A 24,070-nucleotide genomic window follows, 5' to 3' on the forward strand; every position below is an offset into this window, starting at 1 on the left:
ACGGATACAGAGATCCCCTCCCCGGGCGGTGGTACGGTTGCCGCGGAAGCGGTGGATTCGCGGGGATGTCCATGCGGGTCGACACGGGTCCCGGGTCTCTGCCATGGTCGATGTTCGGAACGGCCATGATCTCGGGGAACGACGGCTAGGACCCGGCCGGCGGGCCGTGATGTGGCAGGTTCGATGATGTCGCGTCCGGGCCACGTACCCTGTGCCGGGCAGTCGCCTTGCGGACCTCCACGACCCGGGCGAAAATCCAGCAGGAGGTGCGCATGACCGTCGATCGGCAGGGCCCCGTCCGAACCTTCGTCCTCGTTCCCGAGCGGGACCTGGGACACGCCATCGCCCGCAGGCTCCGCGAGGAACCGTCCATCCAGGTGGTCGGTGTCTCCACCGATCCGGACAAGGACGCGTACTGGATCTACGAGGCGGACCCGGATGTCATCGTCGGCGACTTCGAGGCCGGGGGACTGCAGTTCCTGTACACCCACCGCCTTCCGGTCGGCGACCACCGGGTCGTGTTCTTCGCCCCGCGGTCCGAGATGGGCTGCGAGGCGTGCTATCAGGCGCTGGTCCATGGCGCCCACGACATCATGTGCCGGCCCGGCTCACAGGACGAGGCTGCGCACTGCGATGCGCTGGTTACGTCGATCCGGGACGGACACCCGATGCGACCCGAGGATTGTCCGGCCGTGCAGCGCTTTCGCGAGGACGGATCGGCCTAGACGGGCTCCACGCGCACCGCGCACACCTTGGTCTCCGGGATCTTCGCCACCGGATCATAGGCCGCGTTGGTGAGGACGTTGGTCGGGGACTCGTGGAAGTGGAAGGTCATGCTGATCGTCCCCGGCGGCGAGACCTCCGTCACCAGGGCGTGTGCCTCGACCTCGCCCCGCCTCGACGTCACCCGGACACGGTCGCCGCTCGCGATCCCCAGCTCGACCGCGTCGCGCGGGTGCATCTCGACCAGTTCCTCCGGCCGGAGTGTTTCGAGTCCGGGCACCCGGCGCGTCATGGTTGCCGTGTGGTAGTGGTAGAGGCTCCGCTCGGTGGTGAGCACCAGCGGGTAGTCGGCGTCCGGCTCCTCGTCGGGCGGGCGGTACTCGAGGGGGAAGAACCGGCCCCGCCCGCTCGGGCGCGGGAACGTCTCGGCGTGCAGGTACCGTGTGCCCGGGTGCGACGGGTCGGGGCACGGCCACTGCAGTCCGACCTGCTCGATCCGTTCGTAGGCGATGCCGCCGTAGCTCGGCGTGAGGGCGGCGATCTCCTCCATCACCTCCTCGGCGCTCTCGAAGTCGAATCCGGGCTCTCCCATGCGCCGCGCGATCTGGCACGTGATCCACGCGTCGCTCCGTGAGTCGCCCACCGGGGGGATCGCCTTCCGCACCCGCTGTACGCGGCGCTCGGTGTTCGTGAAGGTGCCTTCCTTCTCGGCGAAGCTGGCGGCGGGCAGGACGACGTCGGCGTACTCAGCCGACTCGGTGAGGAAGATGTCCTGCACGACCAGGAAGTCGACCGCCTCCATCGCCTCCCGCGCGTGCGTGGCGTCCGCCTCGCTCAGGGCCGGGTTCTCCCCCACCAGGTAGATGGCGCGGATCGGACCGGCCGTGACGCCGCGCAGGATCTCCAGGTGCGTGAGGCCGGGGGCATCGTCGAGCTCGACCCCCCAGGCAGCCTCGAACTTCGCCTTCACCTCCGGAGAGTTCACTTTCTGGTAGCCGGGATAGACGTTGGGAAGCGCGCCCATGTCGCACGCGCCCTGCACGTTGCTCTGGCCGCGCAGCGGGTTCACCCCGCCCGACGGCACGCCGACGTTTCCGGTCAGCAGGGCCAGGTTGCTCGTGGCGAGGACGTTGTCCGTTCCGTGCGTGTGCTGCGTGATGCCCATGGCGTAGAGGATGGCCGCCGGTGAGTTGAGCGCGTACATGCGTGCGGCCTCGGCGACGTCGGCGAAGGGCACGCCCGTCTTCTCCTCGACCGTCGCTTCATCGTACGCGGCGAGGGAATCGCGGAACGCCTCGAAGCCCTCGCAGCGGGACTCGATGAACTCCGGATCGTGCAGGCCCTCGTCCACGATCACCCGCATCATGCCCATGAGGAGCGCCACGTCGCTTCCGGCACGGTTTCGGATGTGGAGGTCGGCGTGCCGGGCGAGTTCGATCTCGCGCGGATTCGCCACGATCAGCTTGCCGCCGGCCCGAAGCGATCGCATGACCTGCAGCCCGATGATGGGGTGGGCGGCCGTGGTGTTCGTCCCGATCGCGAGGATGCAGCGCGCATCCCCGAGGTCGCGGGAGGAGCTCGTCATCGCCCCGCTGCCGAAGCTCTGCACCAGCCCCGCCACGGAGGGCGAGTGACACAGGCGCGCGCAGTGGTCCACGCTGTTCGTGCCCATGACCGCACGCGAGAACTTCTGGATCAGGTAGTTCTCCTCGTTGGTGAGCTTGGCCGAAGCGATGGCGGCGAAGGCATCGCCCCGGGCCGCCGAGAAACGCTCCGCCACGAGGTCGAGGGCCTCGTCCCAGCTCGCTTCCTCCAGGGCGCCGTTGCGCCGGATGAGAGGAGTCGTGAGCCGCTCCGGCGAGTTCACGAACTGGAACCCGAACCGTCCCTTCACGCACAGGCGGCCTTCGTTGGACGGATTCTCGCGCTGTCCCCGCGCCGACACGATGCGGTCTCCGGAGATGCCCAGGTGGATGCCGCACCCGCACCCGCAGTACGTGCAGGTCGTGGTCACCTCACGCTCGGGTGTCCCGAAGCCGACGAAGGAAAGAGCGCCGGTCGGACACCGGACGACGCACTCGCCGCACGAGACGCACTCGGAGTCGATCCACAGCTGTCCCGGCGCGCTCCCGATCGTGGTGTCGAACCCCCGGTGCACGAAGTCGATGGCCGCCACGCCCACGATCTCGTCGCAGGTGCGCGCGCAGATCCCGCAGAGCACGCAGAGGTTCGGGTCGAAGGAGAAGAAGGGGTTCGAAGTGTCCACGGGCAGCGAGCGCTCGGGGCTCCGATAGCGTCCGAGGCGGCTCTCGTCGACGCCCGCGAATCGCGCGATCCGGTTCAGCTCGCAGGCCTCCTCCTCGCAGTCGATCCGTCCCCGGTGGTGATTCACCAGGAGGAGCTCCACCGCGCCGAGCCGGGTCTCCTGAATCGCTCCGGTATCGGTCCGGATCTCGGCCCCCTCGGTGACCCGAGTGTTGCACCCGGTGACCAGTCGACCGTCGACTTCCACGAGGCACAGCCGGCAGACGCCGGCGGGCTCGAGGTCCGTGTGGTGGCACAGGTGTGGGACGAACACGCCGTGCTCCAGCGCGACCTCCAGCACCGTCGAGGAGGGGTCTGCCGAGACGGTCGCCCCGTTGATCGAGACGTCGATTCTCCCGGTCATGCGGGCGCGCTCACGGTTTGTACGGCGCCGAAGCTGCACGTGTCGCTGCACACGCCGCACTTGATGCAGACCGCCGAGTTGATCGCGTGGAGGTGGTCCTTGACGCCGCCGATGCCCTCCACCGGGCACAGGAGGGCGCAGGCCGTGCACCCCGTGCACTTCTCCTCGTCGATCTCGAAGGCGATGTAGTCCCGACAGGCGAGCGCCGGGCACATCCGGCTCTCGACGTGCGCCACGTACTCATCCCGGAAGTAGCGGAGGGTGGTCAGGACCGGATTCGGTGCCGTCTGCCCGAGTCCGCAGAGCGATCCCTTCATGACCTGATGGCTCAGGCCCTCGAGCAGTTCGATGTCGGACGGATCGCCGCGCCCCTGGGTGATGTCCTCGAGGATGCGAAGCAGCTGCCGGGTGCCGAGACGGCATGGGCCGCACTTCCCGCACGACTCGTCCGCCGCGAAGTCGAGGAAGTAGCGGGCGAAGTCGACCATGCAGGTGCGCTCGTCCATCACGACCACGCCACCGGATCCCATGATCGTCCCGGCCGCCTGCAGCGACTCGTAGTCCACCGGGATGTCGAGCTTCTCCTCCGGCAGGCAGCCCCCGGACGGGCCGCCGGTCTGGACCGCCTTGAAGCGATGACCGCTCGCGATGCCTCCGCCGATGTCGAAGATCATCTCCCGCAGCGTCGTGCCGAACGGGACTTCCACGAGCCCGGGACGTTGGACGTTTCCGACGAGCGAGAAGGTCTTGGTGCCCTTGCTTCTCTCGGTTCCGTACTCGGCGAACCAGTCCGCCCCGTGTTGGAAGATGAGCGCCACGGAAGCGAGCGTCTCCACGTTGTTGATCACGGTGGGGCGGCCCCACAGGCCGCTGACCGCGGGGTAGGGGGGACGGGGGCTCGGCATCCCGCGGCGCCCCTCGAGAGAGGCGATCAGCGCGGTCTCCTCGCCGCACACGAAGGCTCCCGCGCCTTCCTTGACCGTGATCCGGAACGGTCGGCCCGGCCCGAATGCGTCGGGTCCGAGGAGACCGGCCTCTTCCGCCTGCCCGATGGCGACCGCGAGTCGCTCGAGGGCGAGCGGGTACTCGGCGCGGCAGTAGATGAAGCCTTCGACGGCCCCGATGGTGAGGCCCGCGATGGCCATTCCTTCGAGTACCGCGTGCGGATCGCCCTCGAGCAGCGAACGGTTCATGAACGCTCCGGGGTCGCCCTCATCCGCGTTGCAGATGATGTAGCGGACCTCGCCCGGTGCTTCGATGCAGAATCTCCACTTCCGGGCCACCGGAAAGCCCGCCCCGCCGCGGCCGCGGAGGCCGGCTCGCTCGAGCTCCACGATGCGCGCGTCGCCATCGAGCTCCAGGGCGCGCTGAAGGCCGCCGTAGGCACCGCGGGCGAGGCTGTGCCGGATGTCTCCGGGATCGATCACGCCGCAGTTTCGAAGCACCCGGCGCACCTGCCCCGTCATCACGGGGGTGTCCATCAGGTCCGGTATGTCCGGGATCCGTTCCGACCCGATGGTGGCGAACGCCAGCTCGCCCGGAAGCTCTCCGCCCGCGATATACTCGGCGATCTTGCGGGCCCCCCGGATGTTGACGGATGCGAAGCACACGGTCGCCGATCCGGGCATGGAGACGGTGACGAGGGGCTCCGCGTAGCATGGCCCGAGGCAGCCCACTTCGACGAATCGGCACGCGATGTCCCGTCCCGCCAGCTCTCCGCGGAGGACATCCAGGGTGTCGAGTGCGCCGGCGGAACGGCCGCACGTGGCCGTGCCCACCGAAACCACCGGGATGTCGCTGGTCGCCAGACGATTCCACTCTTCTCCAGCCACCCGCCGAAGCGTCTCGAAGTCCACGGTCATTTCCGCTTCTTCTTGAACTGCTTGCGCACCTTCTTCGGCGTCAGCTTGGCCGACACCTCGTCGTTCACGCTGATGCAGGGTGCGAGACCGCAACAGCCGATACAGGCCACCGTCTCGAGAGAGTACTCCATGTCTTCCGTGGTCTCGCCTTCCGTGATGCCCAGGGTGCGCTCCAGCTCCTCCAGGATGAATCGGGCGCCCCCGACATGGCACGCCGTCCCGCGGCATACGGCCACGCGCTGCCGGCCGACCGGATTGAATCGAAACTGGGCGTAGAAGGATGCGACGCCGTAGACGCGGCTCCGGGGGACGCGCGCATGACGCGCGACGGTGCCCAGCGACTCCGGCGGCAGGTAGCCGAAGCGCTCCTGGACCGCCTGAAGCAGGGGTATGAGCGAGTCCGGCCTTCGCTCGAAGGCGCTGAGGACCGGATCCAGGTTCGTGGTCGCCATGCCGCGACTCCCGGTTCGCTAAGTGCAGGTACGAGAAGGATTGTAGCGGGTCGTGGCCGCGCCGGACAGGCAGGGTCGACCCGGGCCCGGCAGCCGCTATCTTTCGTCCATGGCCACCTGGATTGCTCTGCTCCGAGGAGTGAACGTCGGCGGGAACCGTCTACCCATGGCCGATCTTCGGGAGCAGCTCGCTCACGTGGGGCTCGAGAACGTCCGCACGTACATCCAGAGCGGGAACGTCGTGTTCGATGCCGGGCCGGAGGCAGCCTGCGATCTCGCCGCCGCCCTGCCTCCGCGTATCGAGGAGCGCTTCGGGTTCAGGCCGCGCATCCTCGTCCTCTCGGTCGAAGACCTCCGACGTGCGATGAACGCGAATCCGTATGCCGAGGCGGTGACGGAACCCAGGACCGTGCACCTGCATTTCCTCGCCGAGCGTCCGGAGGCGGTGGACGCCGACAGGCTGGACGAGCTTCGGGCCGAGACCGAGCGTTGGCACCTGGAGGGGCGCGTCTTCTACCTGCACGCACCCGATGGCTTCGCCACCTCGAAGCTGGCCGCTCGAGCGGAGAAGCTGCTCGGGGTCGACGCCACCGCGCGGAACTGGCGGACCGTTCAGAAGCTCTGGGAGATGGCGGTGGACCGAGACCGGTAGAGCAGCAGCGTCTCTTTCGGTCTGCCGACGCCCGTTCAGTCCCGCGTGAGCGTCAGGTCCAGCTTCGCGGGGTCATCGGTTCCATCGTCGTCGAAGTCCCACTCGGTGTCGGCCCCGGTCAGGCGGAGCGAATTCCCGTTCAGGTCGATGTCGAACTGCCAGGTGCCCTCGATGTCGCCATCACCGAATTCCAGGGTGAGGACGTCGGTCGCGCCCCAATCCCCGTTGCCGAATTCGGTGGGTTCCCCGGGCATGCCGACGCTCAACCCGAAGCCTCCGTCCGCCTGGAGCACGAGCCTGCCGATGGCACCCAGAGAGACCAGCTCCACGGCCGTGCCTGGGTCCGCGACGCTGGTGAGCTGGATGGCCGTCGCATCCCACGTGCCGACGAGATCGTTGTTCACGGGCCCTGTCGTCTCGTCGTCATCTCCCCCGCAGGAGGCGAGAAGAAAGGCCGATAGAACGAGTGGAAGCCAACATGAAGTGCGGTGCATGACGTCCTCCATCCCGGGGTACAGAGGGCTGATGGCGAGGAGGAGGCGCCGCTGCGCCCGCGTGGGATCACCGCCTGTAAGATACCGGTCTTGTCCCGCCGCTGCACGGATTCGGCCCGGTGATCGGTTTCGGGTTCAACCGCCGCCGAGCGACCCGAAGACCCGGCCGAGTCTCGACCGCAGGCCCCGTATGCCCGGGGGTGGCTCTTCAGAAGGGGATGTTTCCGCGGTTCGCACCCGATAGACCCGGATCGGCCGCCTGAGATTCTTGACGGCGTGAATCCCCAGGTCGTCGAATTCCAGATCGAGCTTGTTGTGCACCTGGTCCCAGGCGCTCCCGGACAGGGCCACGCCGCCGGGCTCGGACAGGCCTTCGACCCGGGCCGCTACGTTGACGCCGTCCCCGAAGATGTCCCCGTCCTCGACCACGATGTCGCCCACGTTGATGCCGATCCGCAGACGGATCCGCTCGCTGTCCGGTTCCTCCGCGGTGCGATCCCGAATGGTCCGCTGGATGGCGACCGAGCACGCGACCGCGTCTACTGCACTCGGAAACTCGGCCAGGAGACCGTCACCGAGGTGCTTCACGACCCGCCCCGAATGACCCCTGATCTCGGGTTCGATGAGCTCCCTGCTCAATTCTCGCACTCGCGCCAGCGTGCCCTGCTCATCCGCTTCCACGAGCCGTGAGTAGCCGGCCACGTCGATGCACACGATCGCCGCGAGGCGACGGCCGTGATCCGTGCCCCGTGCCATCGTGCCGCGCGCCCGAGCAGCGGACGAAGAGGCGAGCCTCAGGTCGCGAAGCTCCCCATGCAATTCCGCCGCGGTCTTGAAGCGGTCCGCCGGCAACCGTGCCAGCGCTCGTCGAATCGCATGATCGAGCACCGGCGGCACCGTACTGCGCACCGATCGCGCCGAGGGCGGATCTTCCTGAAGCCGGCGCCGGATCAACTCGTCCGTGCCCATTCCCGCCTGCGGCGGCGCGCCCGTGAGCATTTCGTACAACACGCACCCCAGGGAATACACGTCGGCTCTGCCATCCAGCGCCGGATCGCCCCTCAGCTGCTCCGGGCTGGCATAGGCCGGTGTCCCGATGGTCACACCGATCGCCGTGAGACGCTCGCTCCCTGCCGAGTCGATCGCGCGGGCAACGCCGAAGTCCGCGATCGTCGCGTGCCCCTCGGAGATGAGAATCGTCTCGGGCGTGATGTCCCGGTGGACGATCCCCCTCCGGTGCGCATGGTCGAGTCCATCCGCGACGTCAATCGCGATTCCGAGAGCCGTCCCGACGGGCAGCTGCCGCTCGCGGTCCAGCATGCTTCGAAGCGATTCTCCCTCGACGTGAGGAACGACGTAGTAGAAGAGGCCGTCTGCTTCACCCGAGTCGATGAGGGTGAGGATGTGCGGGTGGGTCAAGCCGGCGATCGTCTCGATCTCGCGTAGGAACCTCTGCCCTTCGACGGCGGAGGAGAGGGCCGGATGAAGAACCCGGAGAACCACGCCGCGTCGGTGCTTGCGATCGCGGGCCAGCAGAGTGGATGCGATCGCTCCCCGTCCGAGAACGGCCTCCAGTTCATACCGTTCGGCGAGCGGTTCGCGGAGCCGCCTCAGCAGGTCGATCCCCCGTTCGGAGATTTCGCCTGAAGGACCTTCTCCCGTGGAATGCAAGCCGCTCTCCAGAACCGATGTCAGCCGACCGTCGGTGGCCTCCGCCCGATCCGCGCCCGGCGGATGCTGCGAGCCCGTTCGAGACCCGGTACGGTAGAAGGGCCCGCGCAGCGGAACAAGTGGACCCGCCGCTGCCAAAGGAGCGGTCTAGCCCCGACCGCTTCCGCCGTCCTCCGTCTGCGTCGGGATGCGTCTCCCCTCCAGCTCTCGCGCTACATCGGCGGCCTCGACGCCCGCGGCCCGCCACAGGACGAGCAGGTGGTAGAGCAGGTCCGCCGACTCGGACACCGCCCGCTCCGGCTCCGCCGCCGCGGCCAGGGCGACTTCCACGCCCTCTTCCGCCACCTTCTGCGCGCAGCGGACGATGCCCGACTCGAGCAGCCGGGTGGTGTAGGAACCGACGGGGCGCTCCCGGTCGCGCTCCGCGATCACCCGATCGAGATCGACCAGGGTGCGGCCCAGGAATGAAAGCTCCCCGGGTCCGATCCCATCGAAACAGCTGCGGTTCCCCGTGTGACAGGTCGGGCCGCTCGGCCACGCCCGCACCAGAAGCGCGTCGCCGTCGCAGTCGGCGGCGATCGACTCCAGCCGCAGGCCGTTCCCCGAGGTCTCGCCCTTCTCCCACAGGCGCTGCCGGGACCGGGACCAGAACGTCACGCGTCCGGTTTCCAGCGTTTGGCGCAGCGACTCCGCGTTCATGTAACCGAGCATCAGCACTTCGCCGCCGCCCGCATCCTGCACGATGGTCGGCGCGAGTCCCGTCGGCTCGTGGAATCGGACCGCTTCGGGGTCGAATCGTTCTGCCATGTACGCTCTCCGTCTACGCCGGTCGGACGGGGATTCCCCGCCCGGCCAGCTCGGTCTTCAGGGTCGGAATCTCCAGCTCCCGAAAATGGAACAGGGAGGCCGCGAGCGCCGCCGAGGCTCCTGCCTCGAACGCCTCGGCGAAGTGGCGAACCTCGCCCGCGCCGCCGGATGCGATCACCGGAATCGAGACCGCGTCGCACACCGCACCCACCAGCGCGAGATCGAATCCGCTCTTCGTCCCGTCGCAGTCGATCGACGTGAGGAGGATCTCGCCGGCTCCGCGGCGCTCCACCTCGGCTGCCCACTCGACGGCGTCGAGCGGGGTGTCCCGGGTGCCCGCAGCGACCCGAACGCCCCAGCGCGCCGTCGCTCGGCCCTCCAGGTTTCGACGGTAGGCGTCGATGGCCACGACCACGGCCTGCGAGCCCAATCGGTCCGCGGCCTCCGAGATGAGGGCGGGCCGGGTCACGGCCGCCGTGTTGACACTCACCTTGTCGGCCCCGGCGTGGAGCACCTCCCGCATCTGCTCCACCGACGCGAGCCCGCCCCCGAGGGTGAACGGGATGAACAGTCTTCGGGCTACGTCCTCGGCCAGGCGCACGGCCGTCCGCTCCTCCCGGCGGGTGGCGGTGATGTCCAGGAACACGAGCTCATCCGCGCCCTGTGCCGCATACAGCCGGCCGAGCTCCGCCGGATCACCGGCATCTCGGAGCCCCTCGAAGCGGACTCCCTTGACGACGCGCCCGTCCCGGACGTCGAGGCAGGGCACGATGCGCCGCTTCAGCATGCCGCCTCCATCGCCTCCTGCAGCGTCATCCGCCCGCGGTACAGGGCGCTTCCGACGACGGCTCCCGAGGCGCCCACCGTCGCCAGGGCCCGGATGTCTCGAGCGGAGCTGATTCCGCCCGCGGCGATGACGCGGAAGCCCCGCCCCACGAGCTCCCGTGTCCCTCCTGCGTCCACCGAGGTGAGGGTCCCGTCGCGCCGCGTGTCCGTGTAGAGCAGTGTCTCGATGCCGAGATCACGAAGGGACTCCGCGACGGATGCCGCGTCCATTCCCGATCCGGAGAGCCAGCCGTTCGTGACGACCTCTCCGTCGCGGACATCGACGGCTGCCGCCACCCGGTCCGGTCCGAATCGCCGCACCGCTTCCCCGAGCCACCCGGTATCATCGACCGCCGCCGTTCCGATCAGCACCCGGTGCACCCCGGAGCGGAGATAGGCGGCGACGGCGTCGGCCGAACGAATCCCCCCGCCCACCTGAAGCGGCACCGAAACCGCCGCCGCGATGCGCCTTAAGAGGTCCCCGTGCACGGGACGGCCCTCTCTGGCTCCGTCCAGGTCGATCACGTGCAGGGACTCGGCTCCCTGCTCGACAAACCGCTCAGCCACCGCGACCGGGTCTTCGGAGAACCGGGTGACCGCGTCGTAGTCGCCCTGTACGAGCCGCACGCAGCTGCCTCCGAGCAGGTCGATCGCCGGGTACACGATCACGAGGGTGCCCCCTGGCGGCAGAAATTCTCCAGTATTCGCAGCCCGGCAGGTCCCGACTTCTCGGGATGGAACTGCACCGCGGCGAACCCCCCCGACCGAACCGCGGCGGGGAACCTCTCGCCGTACTCGGCCACGGCGATCACCGAATCGGCCGGGACGGACACCCGGTAGGAGTGCAGGTAGTAGAAGTGCTCGCGCGCGGGGAGGCCCTCGAACAGGGGATCGGCGTCGAGCTCGGTCTCGTTCCACCCGATGTGCGGCAACGGGAGGGGGAAGTCGGCCTCCGCTCCGCCGAAACGTCGCGTGCTACCGGCCAGCAGGCTCAGGCATCGCACCGGAGCGCCCCCCTCGTCCGACGCCTCCGTGAACAGCTGCTGGCCGAGACAGATGCCGAGCACGGGAACCCGCGAATCGCGGAGTGCCCGGTCGAGGCCCCGCCTCTCGAGCTCCCTCATGGCGCTCTCCGCCGCGCCGACGCCCGGCAGGATGATGCCATCGGCGGCCTGAAGTGCTTCGGGAGCAGCGGCCCGGCAAAAGCCCACCCCCAGCTCCTCGAGCGCGAACTCGACGCTGCGCAGGTTGCCCGCTCCATAGTCGACGAGGGCGATCACAGGACCCCCTTGGTGGAGGGAATCCGGCCTTCCAGCCTTGGATCCCGCTCGATCGCCGCTCGCAGGGCCCGGCCGAGCGCCTTGAAGATCGCCTCGATCTTGTGGTGGTCGTTCCGGCCGTACTCCACGCGGACGTGGATGTTGGCGCCCAGGTTGTGCGCGAGTCCGCGGACGAAGTCCTCCACCAGCTCGGTCGGCAGGTCCCCGACCCTCTCGCGGGCGAAATCCGCCTCGAACACGACGAACGGTCTGCCCCCGAGGTCCAGGGCGACGCGCGCCAGGGCCTCGTCCATCGGAAGGAGGAAACCGTACCTCCGGATGCCGCGCCTCTCTCCCAGCGCCTTCGCGATCGCCGTGCCGAGCGCGATGCCGACGTCCTCGACGGTGTGGTGTTCATCGACCTCCAGGTCGCCCCGGGCCTCGATCTCGATGTCCACCAGCGAGTGGCCGGCCAGGAGCTCCAGCATGTGGTCGAGAAAGCCGACCCCGGTGGCGATGTCCGCGCGCCCCGTACCGTCCAGCTCCACGAGGGCGCGGACCGACGTCTCCCGCGTCTCGCGTTTCACCTCGGCGCGGCGGCTCACCGGACTTCCCCGTCCGCGGCCGATCGTCGGGCCCCCGCCCAGGCCCTCGCTTCGCGGATCGGGACGCGCACGCGCGCCTCACGCTGCACGAACACGGTCAGATCTCTCCAACCGGCGTCAGCCGCCAGCTCCACGCCCTCGACCAGCCCTTCCGCGAACGTCGCCGGCTCGTGCGAGTCCGTGCCGAGCGTCAGCGCGGGCACTCCGGCCGCCCGGGCCCATTCGAGAATCGCCCGTTCCGGATAGGGCGTGCCGGGACCGAAGACGCCGGAGGTGTTGATCTCCAACCCGATCCCCCGGTCCGCCATGGTCTCCAGCACCGGCTGTATGAGCGGGCGGTACCGGTCGGGCGCGTATCCCCCGTAGTGCCGATGGCCGAAGCGCTTCACGAGATCGAAGTGCGCGACCGCGTCGAACCCGCCCCACTCCACCATTCGTCCGATCTCTCGGAAGTACAGGGCATACGCCTCGTCCTGGGAACGGTCCTCGAAGAACCGGTCGCGATCCGGTCCGCCCGACACGTTGTGCCCGTCCACCAGGTGCACGGATCCGAGCACGAAGTCGAACGGAATCTCCTCGGTCAGCCGATCGAACGCGGCCGTCCACTCGGGCCGGTACTCCAGCTCGATGCCGAGCAGGACCTCCAGGTCCGGGAAACGCTCCCGGCACTCGAGCACCGATTCACCAACGTCTCGGAACCGGTCACGCATCTCGTCGAGGTCGGCCCGCCAGGTGCCGTCCGCTCCCATGATCTCGGCGTGGTTGGTCACGCATACGTAGCGGACCCCCGCAGCGGCCGCCGCCTCGCAGTGATGGGCCAGCGACTCGAGACCGTCAGACGACCGGTCATCGTGGAAGTGACAGTTGATCACAGGACCTCCCTGAGACCTGCGACGAGTCGCTCGTTCTCGTCGGGCGTTCCGATGGTGACGCGCAGCGCTCCGGACAGGCCCGGCATGCGGCTGCGGTCCCGAATGACCACGCCATGCTCCTCCGCCAGACGGCGCTGCGCCTCTTCGGGATCCGGCACGAAGAACAGGAGGAAGTTCGCATCCGACGGCAGGACCTCGAGGCCGAGGGACTGCAGTTGCGACGAGAGCCGACGACGTTCGGCCACGACGGCAGCCCGCGCCCGCTCCATCCGTTCGGCCTCCTCGAGCGCCTTCGAGGCGGCACGGGCGGAAAGGGAGGACAGCGGGTACGGAAGTCCGATCCGGTCGAGCGCCCGGACGAGGACCGGGTGGGCCACCAGGTACCCGACGCGCGCTCCGGCGAGGCCCCACGCCTTCGAGAATGTCCGGAGGATCGCGAGGCGATCCAGCCCTTCGGGTCCGCTGTCCCCGCCCGCGCGATCGACCAGCGACGTCCCTGAGGGCGCGAACTCCACGTACGCTTCGTCCACCGCCACGACGCACTCCGTGCGACGCACGACCTCCAGCATTCGCTCCCGCGAGAGCATGTTGCCGGTGGGGTTGTTGGGGGAGCACAGGAAGAGCAGCGAGCAGTCCTGGGCCGCCCGCACCGTCTTCTCGACGTCCAGGTCGAAGCCGGCGTCCAGGCGTATGCCCCGCACGACGCCCCCGTGGGCTGCGACGCGCTGCGCGTACACCCCGTAGCCGGGCTCCACGACCGCCACCGGATCGCCCGGTCCCACGAGCGACCGGACGAGCAGGTCGATGACCTCGTCCGATCCGTTCCCCAGCCACAGCCGCTCTCCCGGAACGCCGAGCCAGTCCGCGAGAGCCCGACGCAGCTCGCGGTTCCTCGGGTCGGGGTACCGGTGCAGGTCGGCCGGCACGGCGGTCGTGGCCGGACCGAACGCGTTCTCGTTGGCGTCGAGCAGGATGCCGCCGCGGTGCTGCGAGCGCGCCGTCACGTACGGCGGGACCGCCCGCACGTGGGGTCGGATGCATGCCTGGACTCCCGTCATCGGCCTGCCTCCAAAGACGTCGGTTCCGTCTCCAGCCGGGCTCGCACCGACCCGGCGTGTGCCGGGAGCCCCTCCCACTCCGCCAGCGTCTCGATGGCGGGCGCGAGCGCAGCGAGGCCGCTGCGGTCTATTCGCTGCACCTGCATCCAGCGTCCGAAATCCGCCACGGAAAGCCCCGAAGCACCGCGCGCCCGGCCCGCGGTCGGAAGCACGTGGTTCGTCCCGGTGCAGTAGTCTCCGGCCGCGACGGGAGCGTACTCACCCATGAACACCGACCCGGCGTGACGGACCCGTTCGACCGCCCCGTCCGCATCGCGCCTCTGGATCGACAGGTGCTCCGGGGCCAATTCGTTGACCCAGGTCGCTCCCTGCTCGTCCGTGGCCGCCACGAGGACGGCCCCACCGGACAGGCTCTCCGTCGCCGCATCCCGCGGACTGCCCGGGAGAGCCTGGAGCCGGACACCCGCCCGGAGGACGACCTCCCGCGCGATCGCCTCGAGCTCCGGGCCGGCGCATGCGTCGTCGCTCAGCACGGCCACCACCACGGAGTCGGGACCGTGCTCCGCCTGCGCCAGCAGCTCGGCGGCGATCCAGTCCGGGTTCGCGGACGCATCGGCCCAAACGCAGACTTCCGACGGCCCGGCCGGAAGGTCGATCGCCACCTCCTCGAACAGGGCCAGCTTGGCCGCGTTCACCCAGGCGCCGCCCGGTCCGACGATTTTGTCCACCCGGGAGATCGTTTCCGTTCCGAGGGCGAGAGCGGCGATCGCGTGGGCGCCACCCACCGCGTACACCTCCTCGATGTCGAGCAGGGCGCACGCCGCCAGCACGGATTCCGGCGGCTCTCCGGATGGGCCGGCCGGACAGCAGACGGTGAGTTCCCGCACGCCGGCCACGCGGGCCGGAACGGCCGCCATCAGCACGCTCGACGGGTAGGCGGCCCGTCCGCCCGGCGCATAGATGCCCACCCGATCGATCGGACGGAACTCCCTCCATGCCTCGACGCCCTCGACGATCTCGATCACCTCCTCCCGCCGCCGCTGCGCCCGGTGAAATCGCTCGAGGTTCCGGCGGGCCGTCTCGAGGGCCTCCCTTTTATCCGGCCCGGTGCCCGACAGGGCCTCCCGGCAGCGATCAGGAGCGACCCGGATCGAGATCGGCCGTCCGCCATCGAAGCGGGCCGCGAGATCGAGCAGGGCGTCGTCGCCTCCCGACCGCACCCGCTCGACGATCTCCCGGACCCGTGTCCGCATGCCAGGGTCCGGGGGCTCGGTGGCCGCCTCACGCACCCAACCCGCGGCTTCCGCGCCGCGAAGCACCCGCGTCACGTCGGCCCGCCCGCTCATCGCATCACCTTTTCCACCGGCAGGACGAGGATCTCGGTCGCTCCCGCCTCCTTCAGCCGCTCCATCGCCTCCCAGAACACCTCTTCCTGCGCGGCCGCGTGCACGGCCACCATGCCCGTGTCGGCGAGGGGCACGACCGTCGGACTCCGCATGCCCGGGAGGATCCGCCGGATCCGGGGCAGCGCCTCCGCGGGAGCGTTGAGCGTCACGTACTTGAGACGCCGCGCCGTGAGGAGACCGTCGAGGCGCACCCGCAGGCGGCTCGCCAGCGCAGCGCGTCCGGGCTCGTCGGGCAGCCTCCGGTTCGCCACGAGCCAGGCTTGCGAGTCCCACACGTCGCCGATCCGGCGCAGGTCGTGCATCCGCAGCGTGGTGCCCGTCGATACCAGGTCGCAGATGGCGTCGGCCACATCCAGGGCCGGGGCGATCTCGGCTCCGCCGTGCAGCTCGATGATGTCCGCGGGAATGTCCTCGTCCTCGAGGTATCGGCGGAGTGATCGCGGGTGTGTCGTGGCGATGCGCAGACCCGCCAGATCCTCTGGGGCACGAGCGTCGGACCCGGTCGGGACCGCGAGCGTGAGCGTGCAGTACCCGAAGCCGAGCGGGACGAGCTCCTCGAGATCCGCGCCCCGCTCCCGGATCACGTTCTGACCGACGATGCCGAGATCGGCCACGCCGTCCGCCACGTATTCCGGGATGTCATCGTCCCGAAGAAACAGCAGCTCGACCTCGAGGTTGCGGCAACGGGCGAACAGGCGTCGCTCGTGATCCTCGAACTCCAGTCCAATCCCTCTCAGCAGGTCCAGGCTGTACGATGTGAGCCGGCCGTTGCTCTGAACCGCGATTCTCAGCTTGTCGCCGTTTCGATCGATCATCTTTCGGCCTCGATTTCAGCCGCGTCCCGATCTGGCGCACCAACGAAAAAAGGCGCCCGCCGGGAAGCGGGCGCCTTGGGCATTCGACTACGGGGTACGACTCAGCTCACGGGCACACGCCTCCGATTCCACGCTTCGCGTGGTGGGAATGATGCCCGTGGTGAATCCGTATTCCGTTCATGGCCCCTGTTCTAACGAGCCGGGGGTGGCGTGTCAACGTTGGGCTCAGGAGTCCTTGGTCGAGCCCATCTTCAGCGTGCCGTTCACGATCCCGCCCTCTTCGAGCGAGATCGAAGCGCCCTCGACGTCCGCCTCGACATGACAGCCACTCTCGAGTCGTATCGCGCCCGAGGCCTTGATCGTGCCGGAAACCTTGCCACTCGCGATAACTTCTTTCGCTTCGATGTCGCCCACCACCTCGCCGCCGGTCTCGACGATCACGCGTCCATCGGTGGAGACGGATCCCTCCACGCTGCCCTCGATCCGGAGCTCGCCCTCGCCCGACACGTCGCCTACCACCTTCAACCCTCCGCCCAGCACGGAGACCGTGTGAGAACGGGCGTTTCCATGGCTTCCGTTCTTGCCGTTGCCGCGGGAAGCACCCTCCCTGAGCTCTTCCGTGGCCTCCGATACCTTCGCTACGACGTTGAGCATGATTCGCCGTCCCCTGTCCAATGGATCGCCTGTCGGCACTCTATTCCTGCCGGGTTCCCGACGAAGGAAGCTGCAAGTTCCGGGCGACCCGGGGCGATGCACGAAGGGGCGGCCCGTTCGGAGCCGCCCCTCCCATGGTTCAGCCGCGCCGGACCGGGCGCGAGCGTCTACGGAACGGGGGTGATTTCGGTGATCGTCACCGTGACCTGCTTCACCTCCTGGCTTCCCACCTCCACCTCGAAGGCGACCGTCGGGTCCGTCGTGAACGAAGCCACGTCGTCCGACATGAGGTCCAGCTCTGGAGTGCCGGGAATGACGTACAGGAACGTCGCCGTGCCCACGTCGCCTTCGGTGGTGAGAGGCACCGGGGCGCCTCCGGCCAGGGTCGCCTCGAAGTCCTCGAAGGCCACTCCGCTCGGCAGGCTGACGCCATCGCCGAGCTCCACGGTGAGCTCCACGGTGCCGGTGAAGGTGAACTCGGCCCCGTGGATGACCGGGTCCATCACCCACCGGTCGGAGCCGCCCGCGAGCTTCCCGAAGCTCTCCTCGACGTTGAAATCGACCATCCAGATCATCTGATCCGTCACCAGCTCGAGGGGGCCCTGGAAGACGACCTTGATGCCCGTCTGTGAGAGGCTGGGCATCTGCAGGATGCCCGCCTCGTTCCCCTCGCAATTCACCGAAGTGGCACCCGGCGACGCGTAGACATCGTCCGTGTCGTTCGTCCCGCCTTCCGTCTCGACGCCGATGCACGCCTCCGAGACGATGAGGCGGAGCTGGCCGTAGGTGCCCTGCGGCACGACGGTTCCGTCGACCAGGGTCGCGAAATCGTTCTCCAGCTCGGTGAGGTCGCCGACCCACGGGCCGGACGTCATCAGGCTGATCGGGCCACCTTCGCCTCCGACCAGCTGAACGTCCTCGATCCGGACCACGGCCTGCGAGACCTCACCCGGCATGTCGGTCAGCAGGATCGAGAGGCTGGTTTCACCCGAAGGATCGGTGGAATCACACCCGGCGAGGGCCAGGACTCCGGCAAACAGCAAGAACGTCCACTTCCGCATGATCGATCTCTCCATCTGATTCTGTTTCGTTGGCCAGCGGGCCCATACTCCGCAAACCACGTGCCGACTGCCCGGTTCGGCGTGTGAGACCCGCCGACGCGGGCCTATGTTGTTCCGAACGGACGTCCGACGGCCCGGATCGAGCAGGTTGTGCACTGCTCGATCATCGTTTGCGCAGGACGTTGGGCATTCACCTCGGTCAGGGAAGAGACGAAATGGGAGCGTCCGACGTCACATCGAAGCGCGAGGGGGCCGACGAGCTCGGGGCCCACGTCTCGGCGGCCGGAGGGGTGGATCGGGCGCCGGGACGGGCTGTGGAGATCGGGTGTGACCGGCTCCAGCTCTTCACCAAGCAGCCCAACCGGTGGGCTGAGCCGGCGATCGATGGCGCGCTGGCCGCATCCTTCACCGCGGAGCGGGACGAACACGGCATCCAGACGGCCGTGTCCCACGACTCCTACCTGATCAACCTCGCGTCTCCCGACCGGTCGCTGTGGGAGCGTTCCGTGGGCTGCTTCCGCGGAGAGCTCGAGCGCTGCGTCGCGCTCGGCCTCGATTACCTGGTGACCCACCCGGGCAATGCCACCGACGGAGACCTCGGCGCCGGTATCGAGCGAAACGCGGAGGGAATCGGCCGCGCGCTCGCGGACGTCCGCGGCCTCACCGTGGTGCTTCTGGAGCTGACCGCGGGCTCCGGCACCTCCATCGGGAACACCTTCGAGCGGCTCTCGGCCCTGATTTCCGAGATTCCGGGGGACGTTCGCCGCCGCGTCGGCGTCTGCTTCGACACCTGCCACGCCTTCGCTGCCGGGTACGATCTGTCGGGGGACTGGGAGGGCGTCTGGTCGCGGTTCGATGACGCTCTGGGCCTCGATCGGCTCCAGCTGTTCCACGTCAACGACTCCAGACACCCGCTCGGCTCCCGGAAGGACCGTCACGAACACCTCGGCCGGGGCTTCCTCGGGGAGGCGCCGTTCCGCCGACTGATGAACGATGAGCGCTTCCGAAGCGTTCCGAAGCTGCTGGAAACGCCCAAGGAGGGCGACCCCCTGCGGTGCGACCTCATGAACCTCGCTTTCCTGCGGGGTCTGCGCGACGGCTGACTCTGCGGCGGACCGGTGGCCACGGTATGTTGATGGGCATGACTACGCACACATCGATCGACGTCCACCGGTTGCACTGCGAGATCCGCGGAGAGGGCCCTCCGGTGCTCTTCGTGCACGGATTCCCGCTTTCGGGCCGGCTCTGGGATGCGGTGGTGAGCCGGCTCCAGGGCCGATACCGCTGCATCTCGCCCGACCTTCGCGGCCACGGAGGGAGCGAGGCCACTTCGTCGGTGACGATGGAAGCCTACGCGGACGATCTGGCGAGTTTGCTGGACGGGATCGATGAGGACCGCCCGGTGGTGCTGGTCGGCATGTCGATGGGTGGCTACGTGGCCTTCGAGTTCTGTCGCCGGCACCCGGAGCGGGTAGCGGCGCTCGTCCTCACCAACACCCGGGCGGGGGCCGACAGTGCGGAGGCGGCCCGCGGCCGGAAGGAGACGGCGTCGCGTGTCCTCGAAGAGGGCAGCGCCGTGGTGGCCGATGCGATGGTGGAGAAGCTCTTCGCCCCCGGCGCGCCCGAGGCGCTGAAGGAGGAGTGGCGGGGGATCATGGTTGCCACGCCGCCGATCGGCGTCGCAGCGGCCCTCGAGGCGATGGCGGCGCGTCCGGAGTCGTTCGACACCCTGGCATCCCTGGAGCGTCCCGTGCTCATCGTGGCCGGCGAGGAGGACCGCATCGTGCCCGTCGAGGATGCGGAACGGATGTGCGTGGTCGCCCGCGACGCGCGGCTGATCATTCTGTCGGGGACGGGGCACATGACCCCGGTCGAGAAGCCGGCGGAGTTTTCCGAGGCCCTCGGCATCTTTCTCGAGGAAGTGACGAGGGGCTGATCCCGAAGCCGGGATTCTGTAGGCCGGGCACCACAAACTCGGAGTCTTCTGCAGCGTACGCCCCACGATCTCGCGTCGGGATCTGGAGCCGTCTTTCCCCATTCGACGTGGACTCCTGCAGGTTTCCGCCGCGTCGCTGTCTGGCACGTGGCTCGCGTCGAAGACCGCACGTGCGCGAGACCCGGGGGCGGGAGTCCGTCCGGAAACCCGGTCTCGACAACTGGAGATCGCAGGTAGAGGTGTACGACCAAGGGGGAACGAGTTCGATGACGTCGACGATCCCGGCGGGCGTGTTCTGGATCGATGACCTGACGCCGTTCGAGTCGGCGCCGGAGCGCAGGCTGGCCCTGGCGAGCCGGTACATGCCGCTTCCGGCCGCGTTCCAGGAGGCGGCCACCGCTCTGCGGGCCATGGTGCGGAACCCCGACTGGCAGGAGCGAGACGGAGAGCAGTTGCTCGAGAAGCTGTACCGGACGGCGGCCCGGGAGAGCTTCCTGCTGTCTCCGATCGGCCTGCCCGAGGTCGGCTCGCCCTACAACGTGGCGGCGAGCGTGCCGCGAGCTGTGTGGGAGGCGCTGCCGATGCCTTACGGCGAGATCGGGTACCGTCGGCTCCCCCTGCTGACCATGGAGGACAGGGACTGGCTTCGGGTGGCCTGGGGCGAGCCCGATCGGCACCAGTCCGCCCGCGAGTACCACGCGGCCGTCTGGAACGAGCACCTCGCCCGGTTCCTTCGGTCGCGCTGAGTCTTCCCAGTCGGACCGCCGCGGGCCGGCCGGACCGTCAGTCCGCCGGCCGGGCGCCGACCGCCTCGCTTCCCCCGGTTCCGCGCGCGTAAATCGTCTGCGTCGGATAGGCGAAGTCGATGCCCTCCTCCTCGAACCGCTGGAACACTTCGTGGTTGATGGCCTGCTGGACATCCATGTACACGGCGTACTCGGGAACGGTCACGAAGTAGACGGTCTCGAAGTCCAGCGAGAAGTTGCCGAACCCCTTCCAATGGGTGCGATCGAGCCGGGTATGCTCCTGCCTCTCGACGGCCTCCCGGATGATGCCCGGGATCCGTTCCAGCTTCTCCCGCGGCGTCTCGTACGTGACGCCGATGGTGAACACGATGCGGCGCTCGTACATGCGACCGAAATTCCGCACGCGGCTTCCGAGAAGGTCGCTGTTGGCCAGCACCACCTGCTCGCCGGAAAGGCTGCGGATCCGCGTGGTCTTGAGGCCGATGGCCTCCACGCTGCCCAGGTACTCATCCACCTTCAGGAAGTCACCGATCACGAAGGGCTTGTCCAACACGATCGCCAGCGAGGCGAACAGGTCCCCGAGAATGCTCTGGAGGGCGAGGGCAACCGCGATGCCTCCAATGCCGAGCCCGGTGACGAGAGCCGTCACCTCCACGCCGAAGTTGTCGAGGATCAGGAGCAGCGCGATCGCCCAGATCGCGACCTTCGCCACGAAGCTGAGGGCCGTCATGGTCGTGACGGATGCGGCATCCTGCTCCAGCCGTTCCTCCCGGTACCGCTCCACGAGGAGGTTGACCGCCTCCGTGATCCACAGCGCCGCCTGAATGAACAGGCCGATCAGGGCGACGCGCTGCAGCAGCATGCGGACCGGCTCCGGGAGCTCCAGCGACAGCGAGGCCAGGTACGCGGCCACGACCAGCAGAAAGAGGAGCTTGGTTCCCTTGAGAAGCCCGGCGACCAGGTCGTCGACCGCCGTGTTCGTCCGTGCCGCAGCGTCGGTCATGCGGTGCGCAAGGAAGCCGATGAGAAGCCGGAGAACGGGGACCCCGACCACCACGAGGGCGGCGGCGATCAACCAGTCTCGGACCGTGTTGTCGAAGTAGACCTGCTCCAGAAACGGCATATTCCGAACCTCGTGCGGATGCGTTCAGTTTCGTCCTGCTCGTGCTACCCGCCCGGGCAGGGGAGTCTCCCCGGTTGCGGCGCGATACGATACGGGCTCGGGCGGGAGAGGAAAACCGGCAGGACCGACGAGCGTGCGGTGCTCGGCTTGTCTCGTACGTTTGTTTATGTTATGTATTGAACAATAATTAAACATACGGTCTCGCGCTACTGATGTGGACCGTTGTCCCACAGGCAGCGCGGGCCGGTCAGACGATCAAAACGCAAGGGGGAATGACGATGTCCGACGACAGGAAGATCATCGCGGTCGTGGGCGCCACCGGCTCCCAGGGCGGAGGGCTCGTCCGGGCCATTCTCGAGGATGGCAGCGGGCAGTTCGCGGCTAGGGCACTGACCCGGAACCCGGATTCCGAGGCGGCCCGCGAACTCGCCGAGCTCGGCGCCGAGGTGGTGCAGGCCGATGTCGCCGACGTCGACAGCCTGAAGGCCGCGTTCGAAGGGGCCTACGGAGCCTACTGCGTGACCTTCTTCTGGGAGCACTTCTCCCCCGAGATCGAGAAGCAGCACGCCCGAAACATGGCCGAGGCGGCTCGAGCGGCCGGGCTGAAGCACGTCGTCTGGTCGACCCTCGAAGACACTCGACAGTGGATCCCCCTGAGCGACGATCGCATGCCGACCTTGCAGGACCGCTACAAGGTTCCGCACTTCGACGCGAAGGGCGAGGCCAACCGCTTCTTCGAGGACGCGGGTGTGCCGACCACGTTCCTGTATACCGTTTTCTACTGGGACAACCTGATCCACTTCGGCATGGGGCCGCAGGAAGACGACGACGGCCATCTCACTTTCTCCCTGCCCATGGGTGACGCACGCCTGGCCGGAATCGCCGCTGCCGACATCGGCCGGTGTGCCTACGGGATCTTCGAGGCCGGCGATCGATACATCGGGACGTCGGTGGGGATCGCCGGTGACCACCTCACGGGGGACGAGATGGCGGCGAAGCTCAGCGAGGCGTACGGCGAGACCGTGCGGTACGTCGCCGTTCCGTTTGACGTGTACCGAGGCCTCGATTTCCCCGGGGCCGATGACCTCGGGAACATGTTCCAGTTCTACCACGACTTCGAAGATGATTTCCTCGATTCGAGGGACCTCGAGGCGTCCCGGGCTCTGAACCCGGACCTGCACACCTTCGAAGCGTGGCTGAACGAGAATGCGGAGCGAATTCCGCGCGGTTAGGCGTACCCTCGTTCCGGGAGACCCGAGAGCCACCCGGCGTCGCGACGCGTCGGGTGGCTTTGCGTTCGGGCCAGTCGTTGCGCGTCGCCTCTCGCCAGGCCGATCAGGGCTCCGACCACAGGGCGTCTTCCTCCAGCGACCGCGCGATCTCCGGGTGCTGGCGGCGCAGGTACATTCCCATGGCGATGGCCGCGAGAATGTTCCCCACCAGGACGGCCCACCACGCGAGCGCCTGCATGAGCCAGGCGCCGAGCATCGCCACCAGGAGGACCACGAAGGTCTCGAACACCACGAAGAGCAGGATCAGCCCGAAGAAGAGGGGGGGGAACCGAACGGCCTGCGTGATCAGCGCGGAGGCGATGATGCCGAGAAGCGTGAATGCCGCGACGTGGTAGAGCGAATAGCCGAGCACCGTGGCCGGCGAGACGAGGACGGCATCCGCCGCCGCCGCACCGTACAGCATCGCCGAGCCCAGGGCGGCCGGGGTGTAGAGCGGCCGGCCCACCACCATGTCGATCACCAGGAACCAGAGAGCGACCACGGCGGCCCCCAGGAGGCCCGCCAGGACCCCATCCCGTACGATCCGGCCGTCGAGAAGGCCCGGTGCGAACCCCTTCAGGCTGCCTTCGGCCGACCAGTGAAGGGAGGCCATGATCACCACGCCGGCCAGCACGTTTCCGAAGAAGACGACCGGCCACGCGGGCGCGAGAACGACGCTGGCCCCCGATACGACGAGGGCTCCGTAAAAGACGATGGACAGGGCGAACAGGCCGTAGGCGGCCCCGGTCCACGCGTTCCGGGGAGCGCCCGTCACCGTGGTCAGGAAGGCGGCCAGCGCGCCCAGCACCAGGAAGGCGACGAAGTGCAGTGCCGTGAAGAGAGCCATGTGGGCGGAGGTGATCTCCAGGGCTCCCTGACCGAGCAGGCCGCGCGCCAGGAACGTCGGCGTCGCCAGCGGCTCGTCTCGCACCAGATCGAAGGCGAAGTAGGCAACGATCAGGAAGGCCCCGCCGAGGAAGCCGGCCATCAGGCCCGACATGAGCCCCTTTCGATCGATCGCCACTCATTCCTCCGGGGTGAGGGTTGTCGTTGTCCGATTCCTATCGTCACAGGATAACAAAAAAGCGCCTTGATGTCCCTCCCGACCCC

General features: G+C 68.4%; 24 protein-coding genes. 6 read left to right on the forward strand and 18 right to left on the reverse strand.

Going from position 1 to position 24,070, the window contains the following annotated elements:
• The first annotated feature begins 272 nt into the window (after nucleotides 1-272).
• Nucleotides 273-725, forward strand: coding sequence for a response regulator (locus AC36XV_RS11000; RefSeq protein ID WP_492203731.1), 453 nt, complete (start codon nucleotides 273-275; stop codon nucleotides 723-725).
• On the opposite strand, the gene fdhF is transcribed toward AC36XV_RS11000, so the two are convergent.
• From fdhF to nuoE, 3 genes are read right to left on the reverse strand one after another with little or no spacing between them, the layout of a single operon-like run.
• A complete protein-coding gene (fdhF, locus tag AC36XV_RS11005; protein WP_492203732.1) occupies nucleotides 722-3,391 on the reverse strand; it encodes a formate dehydrogenase subunit alpha in 2,670 nt (889 codons plus the stop codon). The two genes, AC36XV_RS11000 and fdhF, sit on opposite strands and share 4 nt — an antisense overlap.
• Entirely contained in the window at nucleotides 3,388-5,253 is a 1,866-nt protein-coding gene (locus AC36XV_RS11010; protein WP_492203733.1) for an NADH-ubiquinone oxidoreductase-F iron-sulfur binding region domain-containing protein, read from the reverse strand. Before AC36XV_RS11010 ends, fdhF begins: the two co-directional genes overlap by 4 nt.
• Entirely contained in the window at nucleotides 5,250-5,705 is a 456-nt protein-coding gene (nuoE, locus tag AC36XV_RS11015) for an NADH-quinone oxidoreductase subunit NuoE (RefSeq protein ID WP_492203734.1), read from the reverse strand. Before nuoE ends, AC36XV_RS11010 begins: the two co-directional genes overlap by 4 nt.
• A 109-nt stretch (nucleotides 5,706-5,814) precedes the next feature.
• Here nuoE and AC36XV_RS11020 point away from each other — a divergent pair, with 109 nt between their 5' ends.
• Nucleotides 5,815-6,357 (forward strand): DUF1697 domain-containing protein, encoded by a 543-nt coding sequence (locus tag AC36XV_RS11020; protein ID WP_492203735.1) that lies wholly within the window; start codon nucleotides 5,815-5,817, stop codon nucleotides 6,355-6,357.
• 35 nt (nucleotides 6,358-6,392) lie between these two features.
• On the opposite strand, the gene AC36XV_RS11025 is transcribed toward AC36XV_RS11020, so the two are convergent.
• From AC36XV_RS11025 to AC36XV_RS11085, 13 genes are all read right to left on the reverse strand, one after another.
• Nucleotides 6,393-6,851, reverse strand: a complete 459-nt coding sequence (locus AC36XV_RS11025; RefSeq protein WP_492203736.1) for a hypothetical protein — start codon at nucleotides 6,849-6,851, stop codon at nucleotides 6,393-6,395.
• A gap of 135 nt (nucleotides 6,852-6,986) precedes the next feature.
• A complete protein-coding gene (locus AC36XV_RS11030) occupies nucleotides 6,987-8,522 on the reverse strand; it encodes a protein kinase domain-containing protein (protein WP_492203737.1) in 1,536 nt (511 codons plus the stop codon).
• A gap of 147 nt (nucleotides 8,523-8,669) precedes the next feature.
• A complete protein-coding gene (gene hisIE, locus AC36XV_RS11035) occupies nucleotides 8,670-9,329 on the reverse strand; it encodes a bifunctional phosphoribosyl-AMP cyclohydrolase/phosphoribosyl-ATP diphosphatase HisIE (RefSeq protein WP_492203738.1) in 660 nt (219 codons plus the stop codon).
• Nucleotides 9,330-9,342: 13 nt separating this feature from the next.
• Nucleotides 9,343-10,116, reverse strand: a complete 774-nt coding sequence (gene hisF / locus AC36XV_RS11040) for an imidazole glycerol phosphate synthase subunit HisF (RefSeq protein ID WP_492203739.1) — start codon at nucleotides 10,114-10,116, stop codon at nucleotides 9,343-9,345.
• On the reverse strand, nucleotides 10,110-10,823 hold the full coding sequence (hisA, locus tag AC36XV_RS11045; RefSeq protein ID WP_492203740.1) for a 1-(5-phosphoribosyl)-5-[(5-phosphoribosylamino)methylideneamino]imidazole-4-carboxamide isomerase: 714 nt from the start codon (nucleotides 10,821-10,823) through the stop codon (nucleotides 10,110-10,112). Before hisA ends, hisF begins: the two co-directional genes overlap by 7 nt.
• A complete protein-coding gene (hisH, locus tag AC36XV_RS11050) occupies nucleotides 10,820-11,434 on the reverse strand; it encodes an imidazole glycerol phosphate synthase subunit HisH (RefSeq protein WP_492203741.1) in 615 nt (204 codons plus the stop codon). Before hisH ends, hisA begins: the two co-directional genes overlap by 4 nt.
• On the reverse strand, nucleotides 11,431-12,018 hold the full coding sequence (hisB, locus tag AC36XV_RS11055; protein ID WP_492203742.1) for an imidazoleglycerol-phosphate dehydratase HisB: 588 nt from the start codon (nucleotides 12,016-12,018) through the stop codon (nucleotides 11,431-11,433). Before hisB ends, hisH begins: the two co-directional genes overlap by 4 nt.
• A complete protein-coding gene (locus tag AC36XV_RS11060) occupies nucleotides 12,015-12,890 on the reverse strand; it encodes a histidinol-phosphatase HisJ family protein (protein WP_492203743.1) in 876 nt (291 codons plus the stop codon). Before AC36XV_RS11060 ends, hisB begins: the two co-directional genes overlap by 4 nt.
• Nucleotides 12,887-13,948, reverse strand: a complete 1,062-nt coding sequence (hisC, locus tag AC36XV_RS11065; RefSeq protein ID WP_492203744.1) for a histidinol-phosphate transaminase — start codon at nucleotides 13,946-13,948, stop codon at nucleotides 12,887-12,889. The genes AC36XV_RS11060 and hisC overlap by 4 nt, the downstream gene beginning before the upstream one ends.
• Nucleotides 13,945-15,294, reverse strand: coding sequence for a histidinol dehydrogenase (gene hisD, locus AC36XV_RS11070; RefSeq protein WP_492203745.1), 1,350 nt, complete (start codon nucleotides 15,292-15,294; stop codon nucleotides 13,945-13,947). Before hisD ends, hisC begins: the two co-directional genes overlap by 4 nt.
• Nucleotides 15,291-16,169: an ATP phosphoribosyltransferase gene (hisG, locus tag AC36XV_RS11075; RefSeq protein ID WP_492203746.1), complete on the reverse strand. Its 879-nt coding sequence runs from the start codon at nucleotides 16,167-16,169 to the stop codon at nucleotides 15,291-15,293. Before hisG ends, hisD begins: the two co-directional genes overlap by 4 nt.
• 225 nt (nucleotides 16,170-16,394) lie before the next feature.
• The gene (locus AC36XV_RS11080) at nucleotides 16,395-16,823 is read right to left on the reverse strand and encodes a bactofilin family protein (RefSeq protein WP_492203747.1); all 429 of its coding nucleotides are present in this window, start codon (nucleotides 16,821-16,823) and stop codon (nucleotides 16,395-16,397) included.
• 167 nt (nucleotides 16,824-16,990) lie between these two features.
• On the reverse strand, nucleotides 16,991-17,884 hold the full coding sequence (locus tag AC36XV_RS11085) for a DUF4382 domain-containing protein (RefSeq protein WP_492203748.1): 894 nt from the start codon (nucleotides 17,882-17,884) through the stop codon (nucleotides 16,991-16,993).
• A 215-nt stretch (nucleotides 17,885-18,099) separates the two neighbouring features.
• Between AC36XV_RS11085 and AC36XV_RS11090 the strand changes: the two genes are divergently transcribed.
• The 3 genes from AC36XV_RS11090 to AC36XV_RS11100 all read left to right on the forward strand — a co-directional run bounded on the left by AC36XV_RS11090 (nucleotide 18,100) and on the right by AC36XV_RS11100 (nucleotide 20,566).
• A complete protein-coding gene (locus tag AC36XV_RS11090; protein WP_492203749.1) occupies nucleotides 18,100-18,987 on the forward strand; it encodes a deoxyribonuclease IV in 888 nt (295 codons plus the stop codon).
• Between the two features lie 38 nt (nucleotides 18,988-19,025).
• Complete coding sequence (locus AC36XV_RS11095; protein WP_492203750.1) at nucleotides 19,026-19,820, forward strand: alpha/beta fold hydrolase; 795 nt, start codon at nucleotides 19,026-19,028, stop codon at nucleotides 19,818-19,820.
• A 266-nt stretch (nucleotides 19,821-20,086) separates the two neighbouring features.
• Nucleotides 20,087-20,566 (forward strand): hypothetical protein, encoded by a 480-nt coding sequence (locus AC36XV_RS11100; protein WP_492203751.1) that lies wholly within the window; start codon nucleotides 20,087-20,089, stop codon nucleotides 20,564-20,566.
• Nucleotides 20,567-20,603: 37 nt separating this feature from the next.
• Here AC36XV_RS11100 and AC36XV_RS11105 read toward each other — a convergent pair whose 3' ends face one another.
• On the reverse strand, nucleotides 20,604-21,689 hold the full coding sequence (locus AC36XV_RS11105; RefSeq protein ID WP_492203752.1) for a mechanosensitive ion channel family protein: 1,086 nt from the start codon (nucleotides 21,687-21,689) through the stop codon (nucleotides 20,604-20,606).
• Between the two features lie 278 nt (nucleotides 21,690-21,967).
• On the opposite strand from AC36XV_RS11105, the gene AC36XV_RS11110 reads away from it, so the two are divergent.
• On the forward strand, nucleotides 21,968-22,921 hold the full coding sequence (locus AC36XV_RS11110; protein ID WP_492203753.1) for an NmrA/HSCARG family protein: 954 nt from the start codon (nucleotides 21,968-21,970) through the stop codon (nucleotides 22,919-22,921).
• A 103-nt stretch (nucleotides 22,922-23,024) separates the two neighbouring features.
• Here AC36XV_RS11110 and AC36XV_RS11115 read toward each other — a convergent pair whose 3' ends face one another.
• Nucleotides 23,025-23,984 carry a hypothetical protein gene (locus AC36XV_RS11115; RefSeq protein WP_492203754.1) on the reverse strand — a complete coding sequence of 320 codons (960 nt, stop codon included), beginning with the start codon at nucleotides 23,982-23,984 and terminating at the stop codon, nucleotides 23,025-23,027.
• Between the last annotated feature and the right edge of the window lie 86 nt (nucleotides 23,985-24,070).

It is taken from the genome of Candidatus Benthicola sp., from assembly GCF_058719085.1.

Bases quoted from the DNA above. Each gene is read 5' to 3' on its own strand.
- hisF (WP_492203739.1), bottom strand. From the start codon at position 10,116: ATGCTGAAGCGGCGCATCGTGCCCTGCCTCGACGTCCGGGACGGGCGC.
- AC36XV_RS11095 (WP_492203750.1), top strand. From the start codon at position 19,026: ATGACTACGCACACATCGATCGACGTCCACCGGTTGCACTGCGAGATC.
- AC36XV_RS11010 (WP_492203733.1), bottom strand. From the start codon at position 5,253: ATGACCGTGGACTTCGAGACGCTTCGGCGGGTGGCTGGAGAAGAGTGG.
- AC36XV_RS11090 (WP_492203749.1), top strand. From the start codon at position 18,100: ATGGGAGCGTCCGACGTCACATCGAAGCGCGAGGGGGCCGACGAGCTC.
- AC36XV_RS11110 (WP_492203753.1), top strand. From the start codon at position 21,968: ATGTCCGACGACAGGAAGATCATCGCGGTCGTGGGCGCCACCGGCTCC.
- fdhF (WP_492203732.1), bottom strand. From the start codon at position 3,391: ATGACCGGGAGAATCGACGTCTCGATCAACGGGGCGACCGTCTCGGCA.
- AC36XV_RS11025 (WP_492203736.1), bottom strand. From the start codon at position 6,851: ATGCACCGCACTTCATGTTGGCTTCCACTCGTTCTATCGGCCTTTCTT.
- hisG (WP_492203746.1), bottom strand. From the start codon at position 16,169: ATGATCGATCGAAACGGCGACAAGCTGAGAATCGCGGTTCAGAGCAAC.
- AC36XV_RS11105 (WP_492203752.1), bottom strand. From the start codon at position 21,689: ATGCCGTTTCTGGAGCAGGTCTACTTCGACAACACGGTCCGAGACTGG.
- AC36XV_RS11020 (WP_492203735.1), top strand. From the start codon at position 5,815: ATGGCCACCTGGATTGCTCTGCTCCGAGGAGTGAACGTCGGCGGGAAC.
- AC36XV_RS11000 (WP_492203731.1), top strand. From the start codon at position 273: ATGACCGTCGATCGGCAGGGCCCCGTCCGAACCTTCGTCCTCGTTCCC.
- AC36XV_RS11100 (WP_492203751.1), top strand. From the start codon at position 20,087: ATGACGTCGACGATCCCGGCGGGCGTGTTCTGGATCGATGACCTGACG.
- hisD (WP_492203745.1), bottom strand. From the start codon at position 15,294: ATGAGCGGGCGGGCCGACGTGACGCGGGTGCTTCGCGGCGCGGAAGCC.
- AC36XV_RS11080 (WP_492203747.1), bottom strand. From the start codon at position 16,823: ATGCTCAACGTCGTAGCGAAGGTATCGGAGGCCACGGAAGAGCTCAGG.
- AC36XV_RS11085 (WP_492203748.1), bottom strand. From the start codon at position 17,884: ATGCGGAAGTGGACGTTCTTGCTGTTTGCCGGAGTCCTGGCCCTCGCC.
- nuoE (WP_492203734.1), bottom strand. From the start codon at position 5,705: ATGGCGACCACGAACCTGGATCCGGTCCTCAGCGCCTTCGAGCGAAGG.
- hisIE (WP_492203738.1), bottom strand. From the start codon at position 9,329: ATGGCAGAACGATTCGACCCCGAAGCGGTCCGATTCCACGAGCCGACG.
- hisC (WP_492203744.1), bottom strand. From the start codon at position 13,948: ATGACGGGAGTCCAGGCATGCATCCGACCCCACGTGCGGGCGGTCCCG.